This is a genomic window from Petrotoga sp. 8T1HF07.NaAc.6.1 (genome assembly GCF_016772115.1).
Lineage (GTDB): Bacteria > Thermotogota > Thermotogae > Petrotogales > Petrotogaceae > Petrotoga > Petrotoga mobilis.
The window spans coordinates 22,930-41,634 of record NZ_AUPG01000010.1 but is presented as its reverse complement, the minus strand read 5'-3'; the positions used below and the strand labels follow the sequence as shown (position 1 = coordinate 41,634).

Annotated in this window: 18 protein-coding genes and 1 tRNA gene; 18 read left to right on the top strand and 1 reads right to left on the bottom strand. The window is 34.7% G+C overall.

The window, feature by feature from the left end; genetic code table 11:
• The first annotated feature begins 121 nt into the window (after positions 1 to 121).
• The 13 genes from NAAC61_RS07735 to gcvPB all read left to right on the top strand — a co-directional run bounded on the left by NAAC61_RS07735 (position 122) and on the right by gcvPB (position 12,766).
• A complete protein-coding gene (locus NAAC61_RS07735; RefSeq protein ID WP_202695624.1) occupies positions 122 to 1,477 on the top strand; it encodes an MBL fold metallo-hydrolase in 1,356 nt (451 codons plus the stop codon).
• A 123-nt stretch (positions 1,478 to 1,600) separates the two neighbouring features.
• Positions 1,601 to 1,676: transfer RNA gene (locus tag NAAC61_RS07730), tRNA-Ala, on the top strand.
• Positions 1,677 to 1,878: 202 nt separating this feature from the next.
• Positions 1,879 to 3,330, top strand: a complete 1,452-nt coding sequence (gene guaB, locus NAAC61_RS07725; RefSeq protein WP_121515477.1) for an IMP dehydrogenase — start codon at positions 1,879 to 1,881, stop codon at positions 3,328 to 3,330.
• Positions 3,331 to 3,586: 256 nt separating this feature from the next.
• Positions 3,587 to 4,630 (top strand): 23S rRNA (adenine(2503)-C(2))-methyltransferase RlmN, encoded by a 1,044-nt coding sequence (rlmN, locus tag NAAC61_RS07720; RefSeq protein WP_121515476.1) that lies wholly within the window; start codon positions 3,587 to 3,589, stop codon positions 4,628 to 4,630.
• A 5-nt stretch (positions 4,631 to 4,635) separates the two neighbouring features.
• Positions 4,636 to 5,139, top strand: coding sequence for a PASTA domain-containing protein (locus tag NAAC61_RS07715; RefSeq protein WP_012209690.1), 504 nt, complete (start codon positions 4,636 to 4,638; stop codon positions 5,137 to 5,139).
• Positions 5,136 to 6,038: a ribosome small subunit-dependent GTPase A gene (rsgA, locus tag NAAC61_RS07710; protein ID WP_121515474.1), complete on the top strand. Its 903-nt coding sequence runs from the start codon at positions 5,136 to 5,138 to the stop codon at positions 6,036 to 6,038. Before NAAC61_RS07715 ends, rsgA begins: the two co-directional genes overlap by 4 nt.
• A gap of 12 nt (positions 6,039 to 6,050) precedes the next feature.
• Positions 6,051 to 6,710 carry a ribulose-phosphate 3-epimerase gene (gene rpe / locus NAAC61_RS07705; RefSeq protein WP_012209692.1) on the top strand — a complete coding sequence of 220 codons (660 nt, stop codon included), beginning with the start codon at positions 6,051 to 6,053 and terminating at the stop codon, positions 6,708 to 6,710.
• Positions 6,703 to 7,326, top strand: a complete 624-nt coding sequence (gene rdgB, locus NAAC61_RS07700) for an RdgB/HAM1 family non-canonical purine NTP pyrophosphatase (protein ID WP_202695623.1) — start codon at positions 6,703 to 6,705, stop codon at positions 7,324 to 7,326. The genes rpe and rdgB overlap by 8 nt, the downstream gene beginning before the upstream one ends.
• A 115-nt stretch (positions 7,327 to 7,441) precedes the next feature.
• Positions 7,442 to 7,714 (top strand): HU family DNA-binding protein, encoded by a 273-nt coding sequence (locus tag NAAC61_RS07695; RefSeq protein ID WP_012209694.1) that lies wholly within the window; start codon positions 7,442 to 7,444, stop codon positions 7,712 to 7,714.
• Between the two features lie 71 nt (positions 7,715 to 7,785).
• Complete coding sequence (locus NAAC61_RS07690; RefSeq protein ID WP_202695622.1) at positions 7,786 to 8,457, top strand: metallophosphoesterase; 672 nt, start codon at positions 7,786 to 7,788, stop codon at positions 8,455 to 8,457.
• Between the two features lie 138 nt (positions 8,458 to 8,595).
• The gene (gcvT, locus tag NAAC61_RS07685; RefSeq protein ID WP_202695621.1) at positions 8,596 to 9,921 is read left to right on the top strand and encodes a glycine cleavage system aminomethyltransferase GcvT; all 1,326 of its coding nucleotides are present in this window, start codon (positions 8,596 to 8,598) and stop codon (positions 9,919 to 9,921) included.
• Positions 9,922 to 9,986: 65 nt separating this feature from the next.
• Positions 9,987 to 11,333, top strand: a complete 1,347-nt coding sequence (gene gcvPA, locus NAAC61_RS07680) for an aminomethyl-transferring glycine dehydrogenase subunit GcvPA (RefSeq protein WP_202695620.1) — start codon at positions 9,987 to 9,989, stop codon at positions 11,331 to 11,333.
• Positions 11,330 to 12,766 carry an aminomethyl-transferring glycine dehydrogenase subunit GcvPB gene (gcvPB, locus tag NAAC61_RS07675; protein WP_202695619.1) on the top strand — a complete coding sequence of 479 codons (1,437 nt, stop codon included), beginning with the start codon at positions 11,330 to 11,332 and terminating at the stop codon, positions 12,764 to 12,766. Before gcvPA ends, gcvPB begins: the two co-directional genes overlap by 4 nt.
• A 77-nt stretch (positions 12,767 to 12,843) precedes the next feature.
• Here the strand turns inward: gcvPB and NAAC61_RS07670 are convergent, their stop codons facing one another.
• Positions 12,844 to 13,317, bottom strand: a complete 474-nt coding sequence (locus NAAC61_RS07670) for a Fur family transcriptional regulator (protein ID WP_158245175.1) — start codon at positions 13,315 to 13,317, stop codon at positions 12,844 to 12,846.
• Positions 13,318 to 13,546: 229 nt separating this feature from the next.
• Here NAAC61_RS07670 and pfkA point away from each other — a divergent pair, with 229 nt between their 5' ends.
• From pfkA to NAAC61_RS07645, 5 genes are all read left to right on the top strand, one after another.
• Positions 13,547 to 14,539, top strand: coding sequence for a 6-phosphofructokinase (gene pfkA / locus NAAC61_RS07665; protein WP_369973670.1), 993 nt, complete (start codon positions 13,547 to 13,549; stop codon positions 14,537 to 14,539).
• Between the two features lie 108 nt (positions 14,540 to 14,647).
• Positions 14,648 to 16,084 carry a pyruvate kinase gene (gene pyk, locus NAAC61_RS07660; RefSeq protein WP_103064809.1) on the top strand — a complete coding sequence of 479 codons (1,437 nt, stop codon included), beginning with the start codon at positions 14,648 to 14,650 and terminating at the stop codon, positions 16,082 to 16,084.
• A gap of 44 nt (positions 16,085 to 16,128) precedes the next feature.
• On the top strand, positions 16,129 to 17,538 hold the full coding sequence (hslU, locus tag NAAC61_RS07655; protein WP_121515468.1) for an ATP-dependent protease ATPase subunit HslU: 1,410 nt from the start codon (positions 16,129 to 16,131) through the stop codon (positions 17,536 to 17,538).
• A gap of 60 nt (positions 17,539 to 17,598) precedes the next feature.
• Entirely contained in the window at positions 17,599 to 18,033 is a 435-nt protein-coding gene (locus tag NAAC61_RS07650) for an NAD(P)-binding protein (protein WP_103064811.1), read from the top strand.
• Positions 18,026 to 18,700: a potassium channel family protein gene (locus NAAC61_RS07645; protein WP_121515467.1), complete on the top strand. Its 675-nt coding sequence runs from the start codon at positions 18,026 to 18,028 to the stop codon at positions 18,698 to 18,700. The genes NAAC61_RS07650 and NAAC61_RS07645 overlap by 8 nt, the downstream gene beginning before the upstream one ends.
• Positions 18,701 to 18,705 lie beyond the last annotated feature (5 nt).

Here is an 18,705-nt window from a genome sequence, read left to right as displayed (position 1 = left end):
GAAGGATAAAAACTTCTTTTCCTTATGGGTGGGCAGCGGGGCGAAGGGGCGCTAACAGATGTTTTAAAGCTCCTAAGGATAGTAAAAATATAATAATAAACAAAGTAATGAGGAGATACTTATGAAGAAGGTTCTACTGATATTTTGCATATTACTTCTTCCTTTTTCCCTTTCTCTATCCTTTAATTCTCCAAGCTTTATTTGGAGTTACGTCACGAGCTACCAAACAGATGAACTAATGTATTGGAAAGTTAACTATATCCAAAAATTAATAGACCTGATTGAAGATTATTTGCCATTTTTAGAAAGATCAGGCATAACTCTTCCTATCACTTCGGATATTGAAGTTCATTTTATTGATGTTGGCCAAGGTGATTCAGTTTATATAAAATTACCGAATAATGTTGATATTTTAATTGACGGTGGTAATAATTGGTATGGTGATGATGTAGTTACTTACCTCAAATCCCAAGATGTTGATGAAATAGAGTATTTGATAGCTACTCATCCTGATGCAGACCATATAGGTGGGTTTGATGATGTTTTAAAAGCCTTTGAAGTTGAAAATGTCTATGCCCCGGATGTTTCTCACACCACGAAAACCTATAATGATTTTGTTTTAGAAGTGAGAAACGAAGGGACCTACATTAAAACAGCTAAGGCTGGGATTACTTTAATTAATCCTGCTTTAGCGGCTGTGATAGGTTGCCCTTCATTCAGCAATGTGTATTTTGTTGGACCGGTGAAAAATTATGGAACAGATCTTAATTCTTGGAGTGCTGTTATGAAGTTAGATTTTGGAAATTCTTCTTATCTTTTCACTGGAGATGCCGATAAAATTTCTGAAAAAGATATGATAGATAATAGTATGTTTTTAAAGGCAGATGTCCTTAAGGTTGGACATCATGGGTCCGATTCTTCGACCTCGCAAGAGTTTTTAAAGGAAGTTAGTCCAAAATATGCGGTTATATCTGTGGGTAAAAATAATAATTACGGTCATCCAGCACAGGAAGTATTAGAAAGATTGGAAATGTGTAAGGTAGATCTTTTTCGTACAGATTTGCAGGGACATATTATAGCTATTAGTGATGGGAATAAAATAAATTTTAACGTTGAACCAATTAACATTGTTAATCCCATGGAAGATGCTCAAGAATCAGCACCACAAAAAACTTCTATATTTATTACGTATTTAGATGTTTCTGATGAAAAGGTTACTATCTGCAACAATACTGATAAAGACGTTGATTTAACAGGATGGGTTTTGGTTAGCGAAGTTGGGAACCAAAAGTTTAATTTTCCAGATGGATATATACTTAAAGCTGGAAAATGTGTGAATATTTTGTCAGGCAGTAACGCAATAGATGAACCTCCAACTAATTTAAAATGGACGGGCGCTTATATATGGAATAACGATAGCGATATTGCAGCCCTCTACGACGCAGAAGGGGTACTATTAAGCAGGGTTGAATTCTAACGTTTTGTCAACTACAATAATAAAAATTAATTAGAAATTGTGATTTTATGTTAAAAAAAATGCTTGAAAAAAGAGATCAGTTGTGTTATAATTCTTATGCTTAAATGAAGTTTCTATATTTACGGGGTCGTGGCGCAGCTGGGAGCGCGCTACCATGGCACGGTAGAGGTCGTGGGTTCAAGTCCCATCGACTCCACCAATATGAGGGAAATATTCCCTCATTTTTTATATATTAAATCTTTTATCATGGGTGGGCTGCGGGGCGAAGGGGCGCAAATCTAGATAGAATAAATATTTTAAAAATTAAATAATTTTAAATGGGTTACAGGGCAGGGCCCCGGCTAAGGGGCGCTAAAAACGTTTTTTTACGTTAATATTCACCACGGCAAGGAGGCAGAGAAATGGAAGAGTATCTAACTTTTGATGATGTGTTACTACTACCGCAGTATAGCGAAGTTGTACCGAGCAGGGTTGATACTACATCTTATTTAGTAAAAAATATCCATTTAAAAATCCCCTTTCTTTCTGCAGCGATGGATACTGTGACTGAATCCCAAATGGCAAAAGCTATGGCAAGAGAAGGTGCCGTTGGTGTTATTCATAAAAATATGTCGATTGAACAGCAAGCCTATGAGGTTTCAAAGGTAAAAAAGACAGAGAACGGGATTATATACGATCCCATAACAATTACGCCCGATACAACCGTTAAAGAAGCTGAAAAGATCATGAGAGAGTACAGAATTGGTGGATTACCAGTTGTGGATGATGATAAAGTTCTTTTGGGTATATTGACCAATAGAGATATTAGGTTTGAACAAAATATGGAAAAGAAAGCTAAAGAATTGATGACTCCCTACCAAAATTTAGTTGTAGCTGGTTCACATATATCTTTGGAAGAGGCAAAAGAGATACTTCATCAAAATAAAATAGAGAAATTGCCTATAGTAGATGATAAAAGACATATAAAAGGTTTGATAACGATAAAAGATATTACTTCCGTAATCGAAAACCCAAACGCAACACGAGATGATAAAGGGCGTTTAGTTGTTGGAGCTGCTGTTGGTGTTTCAGATGGTTTACAAAGAACGCAAGAATTAGTTGATGCAGGAGTCGATTTTGTTGTTTTAGATTCAGCCCATGGACATTCCAAAAATATTATTGAAACTTTAAAAAAGATAAAAGAAAGATTCCCGGAACTCCCTGTAATTGCTGGAAATATAGCTACTGCTGAAGCTGCCAAGATGTTAATAGAAAGCGGAGCAGATGCAGTAAAAGTTGGAATTGGCCCAGGTTCTATTTGTACCACCAGAGTTATTTCCGGTGTTGGGGTACCACAGTTAAGTGCAATTATGAAAGTTTCAGAAGAAGCGAATAAATACGGCGTTCCTGTTATTGCAGATGGTGGGATAAGATATTCTGGAGATATCGTCAAAGCTTTAGCTGCAGGAGCCTCTACCGTGATGATGGGAAGTATTTTTGCAGGTACTGAAGAGGCACCTGGCGAAACGATAATTTATCAAGGTAGGAAGTTTAAAACATACAGAGGCATGGGTTCGATAGCAGCTATGGAAAGAGGAAGCAAAGATAGATATTTCCAAGAAGGTACACCAAATGAGAAACTTGTGCCAGAGGGTGTTGAAGCTATGGTAGCATACAAAGGTGAGGTAAAAGATGTTATAATACAATTAGTTGGAGGAGTCAAAGCTGGAATGGGGTATGTTGGGGCAAAAGATATCAAGGAATTACAGCAAAAGGCTAAATTTATAAAAATTACAACCGCAAGTATAACAGAAAGTCATCCACATGATGTAAAGATTACACGTGAAGCTCCGAATTATTTCTTTTCATCTTAGTTATTGATTTATGACGTATAATAGGCTGATCTTTCACCTACTTAAAGGGGTGGGCTGGCAGGGTCAAGGGATAAAAATTCTTTTATCCTTATGGACGGGTTGTAGGGGAAGGGATGAAAATTCTTTTATCCTTATGGGCGGGCTGCGGGGCGAAGGGGCGCTAAAAGTAAGATTTAGAAGATATTAAACTAAGATTCTGATTTTCAAAGGGGTACAGGGGAAACGATAGTATATATTTTAATGGAGAGGAAGTTATATGCAAACAAAAAACATTTTAGATTTTGAATATTCAGACTTGCAAAGTTATTTGCTCAATGAATTGGGACTTGAAAAGTTTAGAACTGATCAAATTTGTGATTGGATTTATAAGAAAAGAGTTTTTGATTTCGAATCGATGACTAATTTATCTAAAGACGATAGACAAAAACTCAGTGATAATTTTAAAATATCTATTCCTCATATTGTTAAAAAAGAGGTTTCAAAGATAGATGGAACCACCAAATATCTTTTGGAGTTAGAGGATAAGAACACTGTTGAAGCGGTAATTATTTACTACCCTTCAAGAACGATAGCTTGTATATCAACACAAGTTGGTTGCCCACTGAAATGTTCTTTCTGCTCTACAGGACAAAGCGGTTACGTTAGAAATTTATCGACAGGTGAGATCATTGGTCAACTGTTAGCTATGGAAAAAGACAAAGAGATGGATGTAAAAAATGTTGTATACATGGGAATGGGTGAACCATTATTAAATTTTAACAACGTTGTTCAAACCATAGAGATATTAAACCATCCAAAGATGAAAAAGTTAGGGGCAAGACATATAACCATTTCAACCGCGGGAATTCCTCAGAAAATTGAAGAATTAGGAGATTTGAACAAAGAGTTTCGACTTTCTGTTTCACTTCACGCACCAACGAATCTTCAAAGAGATCAAATAATGCCAATAAATCATAAATATCCGGTAGAGCAGGTTATTCAGTCATGCCGAATTTATCAGAAAAAAACAAAAAAGAGGGTTACTTTTGAGTATATTTTGATAAAAGGATTTAATGATTCAAAAGAGGACGCTTTGAAATTAGTTGAACTATTTGGTGATTTGAAAGTGATGGTTAATTTAATTCCTGTCAATGAAAATCCAGCGGGCTTTGAAAAGCCGTCAAAAAGGTTTATTCAAGCTTTTTTGGATACTCTCGTTAAGAACGGAATTGATGCTGTGGTGCGAGCTGAGAAAGGTAGTGATATATCAGCCGCATGTGGCCAATTAAGAACTAGAGAGTTAAAAGAAGCTAATAGGTGAACATAATGATTAAAGTAAGAAAATTAATAAAAAATTTGATATTTTTTATTTTAGGGATAGTTGCCTCTGGAATATTTGCCTTTTTTTTTATGACAGTTTTTGCCAATAGTTCCAATATGGTTGAGATTCCATATTTGATCGGGGAAGATAAAAAGGTAGCAATCTCTTCTTTAGAGGAATTAAATCTAATTCCAAACGTAGTAGGTAATGGAGAAAAAGTTTTGTATACCGATCCTGAACCTGGTACAAAGGTAAAAGAAGGACATCACGTAATAGTCCAACTTAGAGAGATGAATACTCTGAAGATTCCTGATCTGATAGGAATACCTTCCGGGGTAGCACAACAGTTTTTAAATGAGTACAACATAGCCTTTGAAATTAGAAATCAATTAACTTATAAACCTGAAGAAAATGATGTGGTATTGAACATGTCTCCAACACCAGGAAATAATTATAGTGGAGAAAGGGTGATTCTCTATGTCGGTAAATATGAAGGGAGTAATCAATGAGTTGGAGAAAGGGTATAGTTGTTAGATTTCATTCGGATATGGTAACCGTTCAAGATTTGGAAAGTAATCAAAAAATTAACTGCTTTCTCCCTGGTAGATTCAAATTACAGAAGATTAGGCCCATTGTTGGCGATTATGTAGAGTATTCTAAGGACCAACAAAATACTTATGGAAGAATAGAAAACATTTTAGAGAGAAAAAATGAATTATACAGGCCTAGAGTAGCTAACTTGGATCAGCTTGTTTTAGTTACCTCAATTAAAGAGCCTCAAGTAGATTTGATAGTAGTCGATAAAATCATAGTTCTTGCTGAAAAAGAGAAGCTTGATGTAGTCATAGTGTTAAACAAAACGGATTTGCTTGGTAGTGACGAAGAAAAAAGAGAAATGGAAAGATTTATAGAAATTTATGGTAAAATTTATCCTGTGATTCCTACATCGAAATTAACGAAAAATAATTTAGATATATTAAAATCATATTTAAAAAACAAAGTATCGACCTTTGCAGGTCCTTCTGGAGTTGGAAAGTCCAGTTTATTGAATGTTTTAGATCCAAAATTGAAACTTAGAGAAGGAGAAATCTCCAAAAAATTAGGTAGAGGTAAACACACAACAACTTATGCTGAACTGCTTTATTTTGATTTTGGAGGATATATAGTCGACACACCTGGTTTTTCGAGTTTAGAGTTAAGGGGAATAAAAAAAGATGAAGTAAGGCGTTATTTCAAAGAATTTTTGGAATTTGACGGTTTTTGCCAGTTTTCTAATTGTTCCCATACGGTTGAACCTGGATGTGCAATTAAAGAGGCTGTAGAGAACGGACAGATTTCATTGAGTAGGTATACCAATTATTGTCAAATATACGAAGAAATAGAAGATAGTTCACTAAAATTACAATAGGGGTGTTTCAGTTTGATAAAAATATATCCTTCCATTTTAGCTGCTGATTTTTTGAATTTAGCTCAAGAAGTAGAGAAAGTTTCTAAAGATGCTGATGGAATACATCTCGATATTATGGATGGAGTGTTTGTTCCAAACATTACTTTTGGTTTTCCAATAGTAGAATCGATTAGAAAAAAATTTAAAGATATATATTTGGATGCTCATTTGATGATAGTTGAACCAGATAAATATTTAGAAAACTTTTCTAAGTCTGTGAATAGCATAACAGTGCATTATGAAGCAGTCACACATCTACACAGAACTGTATTAAAAATCAAAGAGTTGGGGTGTGAAGCAGGTGTTACTTTAAATCCGCATACTCCAGTGTCACTTTTAGAAGAAATTCTACCATATGTGGACAAGGTATTGATTATGTCGGTTAATCCAGGATTTACTGGACAACATTTTATAGAAACTACTTATGAAAAAGTGAGAAAATTAAGAAGACTCTCTGATGAGAAAGGACTGAATGTTGAAATAATGGTTGATGGAGGAGTGAATAAACAGAACATCGGATTACTTCACCAAAGTGGCGTTAACACTTTTATCATTGGTGCCAGTGTGTTTTATTCAGAAAATCCTTCACAAGAGATAATCGAACTAAAAAAGGTGGCAGAAGATTTTGAGTGACGTCTATTTGGCTACATCAAACAGAAACAAGGTAAGAGAAATCAATGAAATCTTGCAAAATATTGATATAAATGGAAGTATCACTGTTAAATATATATTTGATGAGATAAAAGAGGATAATTTTGAAGTAGAAGAGTATGGTGAAACTTATGTAGAAAATTCTGTTATTAAAGCTTGGGCTTATTCAAAATTAATAAAAAAACCGGTTTTTTCAGATGATTCTGGTTTGTCTATAATTGCACTAGGAGGATTCCCTGGCGTGAACTCTGCAAGGTTCATGGAAAATCATTCCTATGAGCAGAAAATGAAGGAATTATTATCAATGCTGGAAAATGAAAAAGATAGAACCGCTTATTTTGCCTGTGCGGCGACGTATTTTGACCCTCAAAAAAATATTTTAGTTACTTGTCAAGAAGAAGTTTATGGTAAAATAGCATTTGAGATAAGAGGAAAGAATGGTTTCGGTTACGATCCTATTTTTATTCCCGATGGATACGATTATACATTTGGAGAACTGACCAAAGACGTAAAAAATAGCATAAGTCATAGGGCAAAGGCTATAAAAAAGTTGCTTCTTTTTTTAAAAAGTGCTAAAATATTAGAAAATAAAGAGTAATTTTTCATAATATTGATTCAAAAGTGGATATTTTTTTGGTTTTATGGTATAATTTCGTTGAAGTTCCGTAGAATCAGGATTTAAGAATCTTTATCTGTTGAAAGGGGGAATGTTTGTGAATAAGAAAGATTTAGTTGATGCTTTTGCAAAGAAGGCTAACGTAACAAAGAAAGATGCAGAAAGTTTCGTTGATGCTTTTGTTGATGTAGTGTCTGAGGCTTTAAGTAAGGGTGAAGAGGTTAAGTTAGTTGGTTTTGGAACTTTCAAAGTTCAGAAAAGAGCAGCTAGAAAAGGTGTCAACCCACAAACTGGAAAAGCTATTAAGATTCCAGAAAAGATGGTTCCAAAATTCGTTCCTGGTAAAGAATTAAAAGATATGGTGAAGTAAATTCCAAAAAATGGGCAGGGTTCCTGCCCATTTTTTTATGATAAAGACTTGATCACATGGGAGGGTTTCAAGTGATCTGGGCGATTTCAGATATCCACGGTATGTACGATACTTTAATTTCGCTTTTAAAACGGATACAGATCAAAGATTCTGACACAATGATTTTTCTTGGTGATTATGTGGACAGAGGACCTGATTCAAAAAAGGTGCAGGATCTTTTGATTACTTTAAGCAAACAGAGGAATCGTATTTTTTTAAAGGGGAACCATGACGATATGATGGTCGACTATTGTCAAAAAACTCATGAGTATGGAGAAGGTGTCTGGTTTTACAACGGTGCATTGTCGACAATTAAAAGTTTCAATAACAATATTGGGGAAGAGTACATAAACTTTTTAAAAGATCTACCTCTGTATTATGAGTTGGAAGTAGAAAACGAGAAATATTTGTTTGTACATGCGGGAGTTAATCCAAAAAAGTCACTTTCAAAACAAGATAAATGGGATTTGTTGTGGATAAGAGATGAATTTTTAAGTATGTCAGAAAGGTATTTTAATTATACCGTTATTCATGGACATACTCCAACATTGTACTTAACAGGTGAAGATAAGATCTTTGTGAAACGTGATAATAATAAGAAAATAATAAGTGTAGATATAGATACGGGATGTGTGTACGGTGGGAAATTGACGGCCTTTGGAATCACTGAGGATAACAGACACGTAGTTTTACAAGCTGTTTGAAAAATCGATTTAAACTTCTTTAATCGTCTTTAATTGCTTTTAAACTCTTCTAATTAAAAATACTTCGACTTTCTAACTTTTTCAAAGAGTGATATAATTAAGGTTGAATAGTATCTTCTCTCTGAGAGGTGTGAGACAATGCTGAAAAAACTAAAAGATTACTGCAATTATTCACAGAGTCAGATTTTGAAACAAATTTTGGAAGAAAACGGTATACAAGTATTTTTAAAATCTCCCATTGGAATAGGTGGAGAATATTTCGGTGAAGGAGCAATTTACGATTTATATGTTGAGGATAAAGATTTTGAAAGCGCGATAGTTATAATTGAAGAATTGGAGAAGGGAGGAATTACTTTGTCTGAACTTAAAAAGACTCCGCTTTATGAAAGACATATAGAACTTGGAGCGAAGTTGGGAGAATTTGCAGGTTGGGAGCTTCCGTTATGGTATTCTTCTATTATTGATGAGCATAACGCAGTAAGAAATTGTGTTGGAGTTTTTGATGTATCTCATATGGGTGAATTATTTGTGCAAGGGAAAGATGCTCAGAAATTTGTAAATCACCTTATTACGAATAATGTGGAAAAGATACCCATTGGTAAAATTGTGTACTCTCCTATGTGTAACGAGGATGGTGGTATTTTAGATGATCTTCTCGCTTATAAATTAGACGAAGAAAAGATCTTGTTGGTAGTCAACGCATCTAATACTCAAAAAGATTTTGATTGGGTAAGAAAGCAATCTTCTTCTTTTAATGTTGAGGTTATTAACAAGAGTGATGAATATTGCCAAATAGCTTTCCAAGGTCCTAAATCCCAGGATCAACTGCAAAAATATCTTAAAGATATTGATCTGGATAGTATAGAATATTATTCCTTCAAAATTCTAGGATTGGAAGGAGAAGAAGTAATATTATCAAGGACCGGATACACAGGTGAAGATGGTTTTGAGTTGTACCTGTCTCCAGCGATCGCTGTTAAAGTTTGGGATAGACTTATACAACTTGCTAAAGAGGTTGATGGGAAACCATGTGGTTTAGGAAGCAGGGATACTTTGAGATTCGAGCCTAAAATGCTCCTTTATGGCAACGATATGGATGAAAATACTACTCCTTTGGAGGCAGGTCTAAGTTGGACTGTTGATTTTAATAAAGAATTTATTGGTAAGGAAGCTTTGCTGAAACAAAAAGAAGAAGGAATCAAAAGAAAATTAGTTGGTATGGAAGTACACGACAAGATGCCCGTGAGACATGGGTATGAAATTTTCAAAGATAATGAAAATATAGGGTTTGTGACAAGTGGTGTAAAGTCTCCTACTTTGGGGAAAAATTTAGCCTTAGGCTATGTAAGTAAAGAATTTTCAAAATTAGAAACCATTGTGAGTATAAAAGCAAGGGAAAAGTTACTAGAAGCTGAGGTCGTGAAAACTCCGTTTTATAAAGGAAGTGTAAGAAGTACAAAGTAACAAACGAGGCAAAGGGGCGCTATATCAACTTATATAAGAATAATAAAAAGAGGTGAGATGTTATAATGAATGATTTTCCATATTTACCCCATACCCAAAAAGACATAGAAGAAATGTTTTCTTTTTTGGGAATAAAAGATATAGATGAACTTTATCGGGATATTCCAGCACTGTTCAAAGGTGAGTTGAATATCCCATCGGGTTTGAGTGAATTAGAAGTTAAAGAAAGGCTAACCGATTTATCGCAAATGAATAAAAATATGGAAGAATACGGGATTTTTAGAGGTGCGGGAATTTACAATCATTATATTCCTTCTGTGATATATCCTTTAGCTTCAAATAGGAATTTTTTAACTGCATATACGCCTTACCAGGCTGAAGTTTCTCAGGGTACCCTCCAAATACTCTATGAGTATCAAACTCAAATTTGCAATCTTACGGGGATGGAAGTTTCTAATTCATCTATGTACGATGGTGCTTCAGCTTTAGCTGAGGCTATTTTAATGGCAAAAAGAATTAATGGTAAAAATCATGTTTTGATGTCTAAATTGGTTCATCCCGAATATCAAGAAGTATCAAAAACTTATGTTGAAGTGCAAGGGATGAATATAGAGCAAATAGGCTATTTATCTGAAACGGGACAATTAGATCTAGACGATTTAACTTCTAAAATCACCCAAGAAACATCTTGTGTTGTAGTTTCATATCCAAACTTTTTTGGTGTAATAGAAGATTTGAAAGCGATAAGAGGAAAGGTTCCTAGCGATGTTATTTTCATTGTAGTTACCTATCCAATCTCTTTAGGGTTGTTAGAAACTCCTGGAAAATTTGGGGTGGATATAGTAGTAGGAGAAGGTCAATCTTTAGGAAATACACCTTCATTTGGGGGACCAGGTTTGGGAATCTTCGCTTCCAAAAAAAAGTACATCCGAAAGATGCCTGGCAGAATTATCGGTGAAACCGTGGATCAAGATGGTAAAAGAGGATTTTGCATGATTTTGCAGACAAGGGAACAACATATAAGAAGAGAGAAGGCTACTTCTAATATATGTTCAAATCATGCATTCAATGCTCTTTTGGCTTCTTTGTATATGAATGTGATGGGAAAGCAAGGGATAAGAGAAGTTTCTCTTCAGAATTATCATAAAGCCCATTATCTAGCAAAAAAATTGGTAGAGACTGAAAAGTTTAAACCTGTATTTGACGGACCATTTTTTAACGAGTTTGTATTAGAAAGCAAAATTGATCCTGATCTTCTCAACGAAAAACTGTTGGAGCAACATTATTTTGGACCTTTGATACTGAAGAATTTTTATGAAGAAATGGGGAATAAGGTACTGTTTTGTGCAACAGAACTGACTAAAAAAAGAGATATCGACTTTTTATGTTCTTTCTTGGAGGGATTATCATGAAATTGATATTTGAAAAATCAGTTAGCGGGAGAACATCATATTCGCTTCCTAAATTGGATGTCAAAGAATCTCAGATAGATATACCAGAACATTTAGTTAGAAATGAAGCTCCGAATCTACCAGAACTTTACGAAGTTGATGTTGTTAGACATTACAATCAATTAGCCAGTCTAAACCATTCGGTTGATAGAGGTTTTTATCCTTTGGGTTCTTGTACAATGAAATACAATCCTTTTCTGAATGAAGAGGCTGCATCTTTGAATGGATTCAAATTTATTCATCCCTACCAAGAGGAAAGTACAGTACAAGGTGCGTTGGAATTGATGTATGAATTGCAAGAATTTCTCAAAGAGATAACAGGGATGGATTATGTTACCCTGCAGCCTGCTGCTGGTGCCCATGGGGAGCTTACAGGAATGCTTGTTATCAAGAAATATCTACAAGAAAATAATTTAGGTCATAAAAATGAAGTTATCATACCAGATTCCGCTCATGGTACGAATCCTGCATCTGCGGTAATGGCAGGGTTTGAAGTGGTTAAAGTTAATTCGAATAATGAGGGAAGAGTCGATTTAGATCATTTGAAATCTTTAGTGAATGAAAATACTGCCGCTATTATGCTTACCAATCCAAATACTTTGGGATTGTTTGAAAAAGATATTCTGAAGATATCTGATTTGATGCATAAAAACAATGCCTTGTTGTACTACGATGGGGCGAATTTAAACGCAATAATGGGAAAAGTAAGACCTGGAGATAATGGTTTCGATGTTGTTCATCTAAATCTACACAAAACATTTTCCACCCCTCATGGAATGGGGGGACCTGGGAGTGGTCCTATAGCTGTAAAGTCTTTTTTAAAAGAGTATTTGCCTAAACCTGTTGTGGGTATGAAAGAAAGTGGGGAATATTATTTTGATTATGATATCCCTAAAAGCATTGGTAAAGTACGTAGCTTTTATGGTAATTTTTTAGTACTAATCAAAGCATACACTTACATATTATCAATGGGCAAAGAAGGTTTGAAGAAGGTAAGTGAACTTGCAACTTTAAATGCGAATTATTTGAAAGAGAAGTTGTCGGAATTTTTAGACGTTGCTTATCCAGATGTCTGTAAGCATGAGTTTGTAATAAAAGGGACTTCGTTGAAAGATTATGGTGTAAGCACACTGGATTTTGCAAAAAGGCTCTTAGATTATGGTATGCATCCTCCAACAGTTTATTTTCCTTTGATAGTGGATGAAGCAATGATGATTGAACCAACTGAAACCGAAAGCAAAGAAACCTTGGATGAAGTTGCGTCTATATATGAGAAAATCTTAGAAGAAGCCAGGAAAGAACCAGATAAATTAAAAGAAGCTCCTTTGAGTTTAACTATTAAAAGATTGGACGAAATAAAAGCCAATAAGGATTTAAAGGTGAAATTTGAGTAGGCGTTGATAAGCTGGGGATGAAAGTTGAAGGTATTTGTTATATTAAGTCAAAAAAACAGTGAGGCAAAAATATCGACTTACGCCTCACTGTTTTCTTGTTTTAAACATTCTCCACAGATTCCATAGAAAGTGATTTCAACAGAGTCGATTTTGTTGTCTTTTAATTCTTCTTCAGTAAAAGTTTTAAAACTAATTAATTTCTTTTCATCTATGAAATTTAGTTTATCTAACTCTATATCTTGCACTTTTCCACAATTTTTGCAAATAAAATGCGCATGAGGGGTGATGTTAGAATCGTAATGGATTTTATTTTCAATTAAAATTTCTTTTACTAGTCCTGCATTTTCAAATAATTTTACAATGTTATACACTGAAGTGAAAGAAATCTGAGTTTCATTACTTTTTACTAACTTTTGATGCAATTGATCAATCGACGGATGTTCATTAGAGTTAAAAAGCTCAAAGGCTACTTTGAATCTATTTGGAGTAACCTTAATCTTTTTATCTTTTAATATTTTGATTATACTATTTTTATCGTATTTAATTTCCAACTCTACCACCTTAGTTTAAATTATTTTACTGGTTAATTATAACACAAGATTTTAAAGAATTATTTGAATTATAGTGAAATTAACAATAGTGTCAAAAAACAAGTGATATAATAAAAAGGTAGTTTAAAGAGCAAAGAGCAAAGAATTGCGACCTTATATCTTAATGGGCAAGGATTGGGGCGACGGGGCGCTAAATGAATTTTGGGATTTCTAAATGAAGTATAAAATAATGAAGATTTTTAGGAGGGATACAGTGAGTGAGGTTAAAAAAATCGGTTTAATGACCAGTGGTGGAGATGCACCTGGAATGAACGCTGTTATTAGGGCTGTTACAAGAAGTGCAGTTGTGGAAAATATCGAAGTGTATGGGTTTTTGAGAGGATTTGCTGGTATTTTAGATAAAGAATATAAAAAACTAACATATTCAGATGTTGGTGGAATAATGGAAAGAGGGGGAACCATTTTAAGAACCTCTCGAGTACCAGAATTCAAAGTTCCTGAAGTTAGAAAAAAAGCTGCTGATATATTGAAGGATTTAGGTATAGATGTGTTAGTTATAATTGGGGGTAACGGGAGTCTTACTGGGGGAAAGTTGCTAGCAGAAGAACAAGGGATATCTGTAGTAGGCGTACCGGCTTCTATAGACAACGATATTGCATATACCGATATGAGCATAGGTGTTGATACCTGTCTTAACACAGTAGTTGATGCCATGCAAAAGTTAAAAGATACCGCTTCTTCCCACGAAAGGGCTTTTATCGTCGAAGTTATGGGAAGGACCTCTGGATACATAGCGTTGATGTCAGGTCTTGCTATAGGTGCGGAAGCTATAATAATACCAGAAGTTCCCACCGATTACGACGCTTTAGCAGAAAAAATGTGGGATGAAAGAAAAAGGGGTAAGATTAATTCAATAGTCGTTGTTGCGGAGGGATCTGCCAGCGCTTATACAGTTGCCAGACATTTAGAAAATAGAATTGGTTTTGAAACGCGTATAACAATTTTAGGCCATATTCAAAGAGGTGGTTCACCTACTGCTTTCGATAGAATTTTAGCTTCAAGAATGGGGAACGAAGTAGTAAAATCTATTAAAGACGGAAATTTTAACGTGATGGTGGGCTTGAGTAAAAACGATTTAATAAGAACACCTCTTGAAAAAGTGCTTTCTGAAAATAATAAATTGGATATGGAGATTGTAAAGCTGGCAGGGATTTTATCCTAGGGCGTTCAAGGGGTAAACCCCTTGAAAATTCCCAAGGCATGGAATCTAAAAAAAAGATGTAATTTGGGAAGAAACACCCAAAAGTTACGCATCTTTAGGAGGATAGTTATGAACGAAAAAATAGAAAATAAAAAGACGAGAATCGTTTGCACAATTGGTCCAGCTACACAAGATGAAACGATGATAAAAAAATTGATAAATGCAGGAATGAATGTAGCAAGATTGAATACTTCTCACGATACCATTGCTGATCATGAGAAAAGAGTAAATTTAATAAAGAAGATACGAAAAGATTTGAACATACCTTTTGCCATTTTACTCGATTTAGAAGGTCCTAAGATTCGTACGGGCAAATTTGAGACGGATCAAGTAATGTTGGAAGAGGGACAGAAATTTATTTTGACTATCGAGGAGATCGTTGGCAACAAAGAAAGGGTGAGTATAAATTATAGAGAATTACCTAAAGAAGTTAAAAAAGGAGATTTTATTCTTCTTGATGATGGAAAAATTCGACTTGTAGTCGTTAGCAGCAACGAAAAAGAAATTGTTACGAAGGTTGTAACCGGTGGCAGTATCACTCACAGAAGAGGGATAAACGTTCCTGGAATAGATATCAGTTTGCCACCTTTAACAGAAAAAGATATGGAGTATTTAAACAAGGCTGTAGAATGGAACGTAGATTATATAGCACAATCTTTTGTTAGAAAAGCTGAAGATATCACTAGAACGAGGAGAATTCTAACGGAATTGGGTATGCCCGATCTCCCCATTATCGCTAAAATCGAAACATTACAAGCTCTAGACAACCTTGAATCGATCATTGAAGAAGCTGATGGGGTGATGGTCGCAAGAGGAGATTTGGGTGTTGAAGCACCAGTTGAACAAATTCCTTTACTTCAAAAGAGAATAATAGAGATTGCAAATACAATGGCAAAGCCTGCTATAACAGCTACCCAAATGCTTGAAAGTATGGTTAACAATCCTTTTCCTACAAGAGCAGAAGCTACTGATATAGCTAATGCTATATTAGATGGGACGGATGCAGTTATGTTGTCTGAAGAAACGTCGATTGGGAAATACCCTGAACAAGCTGTCAAAGTTATGGCTAATGTAGCTAAAGAAACCGAAAAAATACTAGAAGAGTACTACTACAAATTTGATTATTCAACATACGGTGGTGGAGATCCCGCTACCAATTCGATAACGATGTCTGCAATAAAAATTGCCGAGCAATTAGGAATTGATGTTATAGTTGCCACCACTTATAGTGGTTATACGGCAAGAGCTTTGTCTAGGTTCAGAAGAAATATTAAAATAGTTGCTGCATCTCCAAGGATAACTACTTATCATCGATTGGCATTGGTATGGGGAGTCACCCCCGTTATCATGCAAAAATTTACCGACACAGATAATATGTTGGAGAGCGTTAGCAATATCGTGAAATCTTTAGATTTTGGTGTATCAGGAGAAAATATCATAGTGACGGCTGGGATTCCCTATGGTTTCTCCAGTAAAACCAATCTCTTAAAGGTTCATGAGATATGATATAATTGATACATTAGTAAAAATTTATTTTTGAGGTGATTTTTATGAATAAAATAGATGAATTAACTCCAAAAAAAGTTGTAGAAAAATTGGATAACTATATAATCGGTCAAAAGGAAGCAAAGAAACAAGTTGCTATCGCTTTGAGAAATAGAATTAGACGGTTGTCTCTATCAGAAGATGTTAGAAAAGATGTTATACCAAAAAATATTCTGATGATAGGTTCTACCGGTGTTGGAAAGACTGAGATTGCTAGAAGATTAGCAGAGGTTGCCAATGCACCATTTGTGAAGGTTGAAGCTACAAGGTTTACCGAAGTTGGATATGTTGGAAAGAATGTAGAAAGTATGGTCAGAGAATTGGTTGATTCTTCAGTCAATATGGTTAAAAAAGAAATGATGGAAGAAGTTAAAGATAAAGCTCAAAGGCTCGTAGAAGAAAGAATAGTAGAAGTACTCGTGCCTTCAAAGAAAAGAGCAAAAGCTCAGCCCTCATTTATGGATGTGATGCAACTTTTCAATCAAAACGCTGAATATTCCCAAAATAAGGACTACGATGAAAATGAAGACGAAAATATAAGAAGAAGAAGAGAGGAATTATTGGAAAAATTAAGAAAGGGAGAATTAGAGGATGTAGAAATAGAAGTAGAAGTCGAGGAACAATCTTCCCCAATGTTTGCTGGATTAGGACCAGAATTAGAAGACATGGGTATACAATTTGGAGAAATGTTTCAAAATCTTATGCCTAAGAAGAAAAAAAGAAGGCGAATGAAGATTTCTGAAGCGAGGAAGGTTTTGGAACCTATCGAGTCCGAAAAGTTGATCGATCAAGATAAATTAATTCAAGAAGGTGTAAGTAGAGCCGAAAATAGAGGCATAATTTTCATTGATGAGATAGATAAAATTACATCCAAAGGTGTTTCTTCAGGACCCGATGTATCCAGAGAAGGTGTTCAAAGAGATTTGTTGCCGATAGTTGAAGGTACAACCGTCATGACAAAGTATGGTTCCATTAGTACTGATTATATATTGTTTATTGCTGCTGGTGCATTCAGTGAAGCTAAACCTTCGGATCTGATTCCTGAGCTGCAGGGTAGATTCCCTATCAGAGCAGAATTATCAGATTTGACTAAAGAAGACTTTATTAGAATACTAACCCAGCCAAAGAATGCAATATTAAAACAGTATCAGTACTTACTCGAAACCGATGGGGTGAGAATTGAGTTCACTGAAGATGGCGTTGAAAGAATGGCAAATATTGCCTTTGAGCTCAATGAAAAAGTCGAAAATATTGGAGCAAGAAGACTTTACACTGTAGTCGAAAAAGTTCTTGAAGAGGTTTCTTTTGAAGCCCCCGCATCAGGAGAATGGGAATTGAAAATTGATAGCAATTATGTAGATCTAAGACTTGGTAAAGTATATGGTGATGAAGATCTTAGAGAATATATCCTTTGATGGACGGTAGTGAGCTAATAAATTGTATATTTCAATAATATTTTTTGGAAGTGAGGATATATGCGATTAAATGGTTCCAAACTAATTATCATAATAGGTTGTGGAAGATTAGGGTCTGAACTAGCTTTACAGTTGAGTAAATCTTATAATGTTGTGGTTCTTGATAAAGAAGAATCCTCTTTTGAAAGATTATCGAAAAGAAATTTTACTGGTTTCACAAGAGTGATTGACACAAGTGATATGGCTGCATTAAAGGATGTGAATATTGAAAAAGCTCACATGGTTTATATTGTCACTCCCGATGACAATTTAAATTTTATGTTGGCTTATGGAATTAAAAAATTAAATTCGGGAGTAAGAATAGCCGCAAGGGTGAACGACCCTTTAAAAAAATCAATTTTTATTAAGGCAGGATTGAATTTATTTTGTCCCATTGAGGATTCAGTAATGGATTTAGTTGAGGAATTGGAGAAGGAAGTAGTTAAGTATGAGTAGAATTTTTTATATCATAGAGGGAAAGATATTAGCCTATTCTTTAGCTAAAAAATTACTCTTATTGGGTAATCAGGTTTACTATGTGAGTCAAAATAAGGAAAATTTGGAGATTTTAGATGGATTAAAGGTAAATTTTCCGGCTCTTGAGCTCGTCAAGCAAGATCCCACCGATATCAAATGGATAGAAAATTTGGATCTAAATAAAAAAGTAGAAGCCTTAATAATAATCTCTGAGGATGACGCATTGAATTTTGTTGTATCTTGGCTGCTGAGAGAATATTATGAAGATATAAAGATAATCTCTCTAGTCAATGCAACAGAAAACGAAACTATTTTCAAAGGTATTAATGTCGAAACACTAGTTCCAATTTCTTGGATGCAAAAAATAATAGAATCTTCTTTGATTCATGAAGATATTACCGATTTTTTCAATCCCTATGTGGAAAAGTTATCCATTCTGGAACTCACTATACTTGAAGATGATAAAGCGGTAAATAAAAAACTGAAGGAATTAAATATACCTCAGAATTCAATAATTGGAGTTTTGATAAGAGAAGACGGAGATATAATGGTTCCTCAAGGTGAAACAATTATTTATAAAGGAGATAGATTGATCGTTCTGGCTTTAAAAGAACAAGCTGACAATGTTATAGAAACGTTAAAATAGAGGTG